Origin of the sequence: uncultured Nonlabens sp. (assembly GCF_947495285.1) — a bacterium.
Lineage (GTDB): Bacteria > Bacteroidota > Bacteroidia > Flavobacteriales > Flavobacteriaceae > Nonlabens.
This window is the reverse complement of the sequence record NZ_CANLXZ010000111.1, coordinates 1-230: the sequence shown is the minus strand read 5'-3', so window position 1 is coordinate 230 and position 230 is coordinate 1. Positions and strand designations below refer to the sequence as shown.

Below are 230 nucleotides of genomic sequence, written 5' to 3'. Positions count from 1 at the left end.
AGGCGAGCCAGGAATTTCAGGAGTAGAAGTTTTAATTACCGATGAGGATGGAAACCCACAAACAGTAATCACCGATGCCAATGGAACTTACACAGCAACAGTAGTAGCTGCAGGTGACGCAACCGTGGATATTGACGAGACTACCTTACCAACCGGAGCAGTTCAAACAGAAGGAACAGACCCAACCACGGTAATCGTAGCATCAGGTACAACAGTAGTTGAAGAAGATA

Annotated in this window: 1 protein-coding gene; it reads left to right on the top strand. The window is 46.1% G+C overall.

The features are described from left to right. The coding region (locus Q0838_RS14310) for an SdrD B-like domain-containing protein (protein WP_298956574.1) at nt 1-230 on the top strand (230 nt) is incomplete at both ends.